The organism is Pluralibacter sp., from assembly GCF_019237635.1.
Taxonomy (GTDB): Bacteria; Pseudomonadota; Gammaproteobacteria; order Enterobacterales; family Enterobacteriaceae; genus Enterobacter_B.
Map to the genome: position 1 here is coordinate 1 of NZ_JAFAGS010000019.1, position 4578 is coordinate 4578.

Consider the following 4578-nt stretch of genomic DNA (forward strand, 5'->3'; position numbering starts at 1 on the left):
CCCAACACGCTAAACCACAGATAATCCAGCGGCAGCAGCACCAGATAGGTCGCTAACGCCAGCGCTAAACACAGCTTCATCCCGGCCTTTGCCGGTACCTTGCCAAGCCCCATCGCCACGACGATAGGCGACGCCTGATACGGCAGCAGCGGCGTGGAATACCCCAATACCTGCACCATAATCACGCTCAGCAGCGGGAAGCCCGTCGCATCGGCGAAACTCTGGGCAAAGGTGGTGTACAGCGCCGGGACGCCGTTGGCGGTCATGATAAAGTTCAGCGCAGTGGTTATCCCGCTCAGCGCGAGGAAGCTGGTGAACGGATGTTCAGGGTCCAGCGGCATCACGCGCAACAGCGCCTGTCCGACGGCATCGCCGATGCCGGTTTGCGTGACGGTAATCGCCAGCCCCAGAATACCGGCCACATACAGGCAGGTGCGGAAATTCACTCCGCTGGCGAACTCCTCGCCGCTGATAAAACCCACCCGCGGCAGCAAGGTTACGCAGGCGGCGGCAAGCCCCGTCCACGCCGGGCCAATCCCGTGCCAGCTCTCGGTCACCCACAGCGTCAACACCACCGCCAGCATCCACGCCAGCCGCTTTTCGTCTGCGCTCATTGGCGCAGAGGGCGCGATCGCCTTCGGCGGCGTCGGTTTTCCGGGAAACAACCAGCAGATAAGCCCCACCAGCAGCGCCCCCTTCAGCCAGCCCAGCACCGGCGTATGCAACAGCAGATAAGGCAGGTAATTAAGATGGATGCCATAAGACCCTTCCGCAGCGCCGCTCATCACCAGGTTGGGCACGTTGGCCGGTAAAATGGTGGCGGAGAGCTGAAAAGTGCCGAATCCCACCGCCAGCGCCAGACCATACCAGGCGCGGGTGCCTTCGTGGATACCAGCACGCGCCGCCATCGCCGCGACAACCGGCATCAGCAGCGCGATACGTCCCATATTGGACGGCATCACGAACGCCAGCGCATAGCTCAGCAGCACCACGCTCGCCACCATCTGCGGCCAGGAGTCGGTGAGTCTGACGGAGAGCGCCCGGGCGGCGCGATCCGCCAGCCCCGTCTTACGGATGGCGACGCCCAGCACGAAGCCGCTGAACACCAGCCAGAATGCCGAGGAGGCGAAGCCGCCGAAGATAACGTCCGGCGGGGCGATTTTCGCCACCATCGCGGCGGTGAAAAACAACAGCGCGGCAATGAACTCCGGCAGCAATGACGTGGCCCAGAGCAGGACTGTCAGGCCGACAATCAGTGAAGGGATAAACAGAGGGTGAGAGAACCAGAGCGACATTCCTGTCTCCTGTCGTTTTTTTCAGCAAGTCTACGACGACAGGAGCAGCAGGTAAACGCCAGAACCAGGGGGATTACTTCAGAATATCACATTGATGATCCTGAATTTCCTCGGCGGAGGCGCGATTAAGCGTCAGCAGATTGCGTTCGGTCGCCAGCAGCACGAACGAATCATCGCTCTGCGGCACGACCGCCAGCGCAAAGCGTCCCATATGTTCACGCGCCTCAGGCACCTCTTCGGCCAGCATAATGAATGGGCTTTTTTGCGCAAACTCGGCCTCCGTCACCCGCCGCGCAAGATAGACATGGCCCATCAGGTTACCGGGAAGCGGCAGCCAGCGGGTGCTTATCGCCGTCATATCGTCATTGAGCTGCTGACGCACGTCCGGGCGCAGGCACGAAATGTGGATATGAAAATGGTTTTGCGTACGCCCCATACGTGAGTTGATAGTCAACGACACGGCCTCATCCGGCACCGGTGAACCACGGCGTTCGCTCATCACCCGACGATTTTGCCAGGCCTGCCAGAAGAAGTTCGGCGTGTGAGGGTTGAGCAGCAGCGGGCTTTCGGTGCCGTTGATTCGGTAGGTTGGCATCAGCAGGTACTGCAGCGGTCCGTTGCGGTCCTTAAACAGTACATAGCCGTTATCCAGATTCACCTCAGCGCACGGCGCAGGCAATTGATGCTGCTGCTCATTCGGAACGCACTGCTGCGTGACAATCTCCCGCAGCGCGTTGGCATTACCGGAAAAAAAGAAATGCCATACGCCCACGACCGCCAGCAGCAGCACGACCATCAGTCCCAGGATAATGCGGCTTGCCGATTTCATATCCAACCCTCAATGAATACGTAAACAGCAAGCATACCGTAACTTTATGAATTTTCATCGTTGCGGGGTTACCAGTATCCCAGCCAGCGCCACCATACGGCGCCCGTCGCCCCCCAGATAATCAGGTTTACTACGCTCATCACCAGCCCGGTTCTCCACCACTCGGCAAGGGTAACGTACCCTGAACCGAAGATAATCGGCGCCGTGCCGGTGCCGTAGTGGGTTAACGACATCATCAACGATGAGGAGAACGCGAGCATCAGGCCGAGCAGCGCAGGCGGCGCGCCCAGCGCCAGCCCTGCGGCAAAAAACGCGGCGAACATCGCCGTAATATGCGCCGTGGTGCTGGCAAAAAAGTAGTGCGAATAGACGTAGAGCAGGACCAACAGCAGCGTTGCGACGCTCCAGTGCAGCCCCAGGTGATCAATCGTGTTGCCGACGGTGGTCGCCAGCCAGCTCACCAGGCCGAGCTTGCTGAGAAACTCCGCCATCATCACCAGCGCCGCGAACCAGACGATGGTATCCCAGGCGCCGCGGCATTTCAGGATATCGTCCCAGTGCAGCACGCCGGTCAGCAGCAGAATTGACAGGCCAATCAGCGCCGCGCTGGTCGGGTTGACCGCCCAACCGCTGCCCATTACGAACGCCGGAACGCCCGCCCACAGGCACAGCAGCAGGGCAAACACGCCGAGAGTGATTTTTTCAGCCAACGACAGCGGGCCCAGCTCGTCGAGCTTGCTTCTGGCGAACTGCGGCGCATTCGGCGTTTTGGTTACCGCCGGAGGGTACAGCCACCAGATAACCACCGGCATCACCACCAGCGACACCGCCGCCGGCAGCAGCGCGGCGAGCGCCCACATTCCCCACGTCATCCCCAGCACGCCGTTAGTGCCTTTGAGCAAAAAACTCACAATCAGCGGGTTCGGCGCGGTGGCGGTGATAAACATCGCCGAGCTTATCGGGTTGATGTTGTAGTTCACCAGCGCCAGATAGCGCCCGGTAGAACCGTTCTCGCTGTTGCCGGGCTGCGAACCCAGGCTATCGGCAATGGCGCGCATTACCGGATGAATAATGCCGCCGCCGCGCGCGGTATTGCTCGGCGTGACGGGGGCGATCAGCGTTTCGGCAAGCGTCAGCGCCCAGGCGATGCCCAGCGTTTTCTTGCCAAACAGCGCGATAAACCCGTAGCCGATACGTGCGCCGAGGCCGGTTTTCAACAGGCTTTGCGACAGCATGATCGACAACCCGATGAGCCAGATGAGCGAATTCGAAAATCCGCTCAGGGCATCGTTCAGCGCTGCGGCGGGTTTACCGGGGTTGGTGACACCGGTCATGGCCACCAGCATGATGGCGACGATCGCTATCGCGCCAATCGGCATCGCCTTGCCGATAATGGCGGCGATCGTACCGATAAACAGCGCCAGGAGGTGCCAGGCTTCAGGGGTAACGCCAGCAGGGATGGGAACAGCAAACCAGATGATAAACGTGATGGCGACGGCCAGTAGCGCAGGCCATGGGCGAACCGGAGTTAATCTGTCCATGCGTCATTCCTTGAGTATCCCAGCGCGGTTGCGCTATCTGCTTATTAACCGGTATTTTCGCTGAAAAAACAGTCAGGAAACTCACAAAATCGACGTAATGACAAGGACATAAATACACCGGCGGGGATGCCGCCGGGTAACAGGAAGGGGATTAGCGCTGGCTTATCTGGTCGAAGGTGCCGCCGTTGGAGAAGTGTTCTTTCTGCGCTTTCGCCCAGCCGCCGAACGCATCATCGATGGTGAACAGCGTCAGTTTCGGGAACGTGCTGTCGTATTTCTTCGCCACCGCCGGGTCACGCGGACGGTAGAAATTCTTTGCCGCGATCTCCTGACCTTCCGGTGAATAGAGATACTTCAGGTACGCCTCGGCGACGGCGCGGGTGCCTTTCTTATCAACCACTTTGTCGACCACCGACACCGTCGGCTCCGCGAGAATAGACTCGCTCGTGGTAACGATTTCAAACGTGTCTTTCCCCAGCGCGCTCACCGCCAGCAGAGCTTCGTTTTCCCAGGCAATCAGCACATCGCCAATGCCGCGCTCAACGAAAGTGTTGGTAGAACCGCGCGCGCCGGAATCCAGCACTTCAACGTTCTTGTATAGCGCCTTTACGAAGTCCTGGGCTTTGGCCTGGTCGCCATTGTTATGGCGCAGGGCGTAACCCCAGGCCGCCAGGTAGTTCCAGCGCGCGCCGCCGGAGCTTTTCGGGTTCGGGGTAATAACGGAAACGCCGGGTTTAATCAGGTCGTTCCAGTCGTGGATCTGTTTCGGGTTGCCTTTACGCACCAGGAAAACAATGGTTGAGGTATAGGGCGCGGCGTTGTCCGGCAGGCGTGTAATCCAGTGTTTGTCGATACGGCCGCGTTCAGCGATGGCGTCAACATCATAGGCCAGCGCCAGCGTCACCACGTCAGC

At 59.8% G+C, this 4578-nt stretch carries 4 protein-coding genes; all 4 read right to left on the reverse strand.

The annotated features are described in order from the left end of the window. On the reverse strand, positions 1-1295 hold a 1295-nt coding region (locus tag JO226_RS02615), incomplete at its 3' end, for an SLC13 family permease (protein ID WP_293489797.1). A 73-nt stretch (positions 1296-1368) separates the two neighbouring features. Next, positions 1369-2124 (reverse strand): CDP-diacylglycerol diphosphatase, encoded by a 756-nt coding sequence (locus tag JO226_RS02620; protein ID WP_293489798.1) that lies wholly within the window; start codon positions 2122-2124, stop codon positions 1369-1371. Between the two features lie 68 nt (positions 2125-2192). Further along, complete coding sequence (locus JO226_RS02625) at positions 2193-3665, reverse strand: DASS family sodium-coupled anion symporter (RefSeq protein WP_293489799.1); 1473 nt, start codon at positions 3663-3665, stop codon at positions 2193-2195. Positions 3666-3816: 151 nt separating this feature from the next. Then, on the reverse strand, positions 3817-4578 hold a 762-nt coding region (locus JO226_RS02630; RefSeq protein ID WP_293489801.1), incomplete at its 5' end, for a sulfate ABC transporter substrate-binding protein.

Coding starts and splice junctions, on each gene's coding strand:
- JO226_RS02620 (WP_293489798.1), bottom strand. CDS start 2,124: ATGAAATCGGCAAGCCGCATTATCCTGGGACTGATGGTCGTGCTGCTG.
- JO226_RS02625 (WP_293489799.1), bottom strand. CDS start 3,665: ATGGACAGATTAACTCCGGTTCGCCCATGGCCTGCGCTACTGGCCGTC.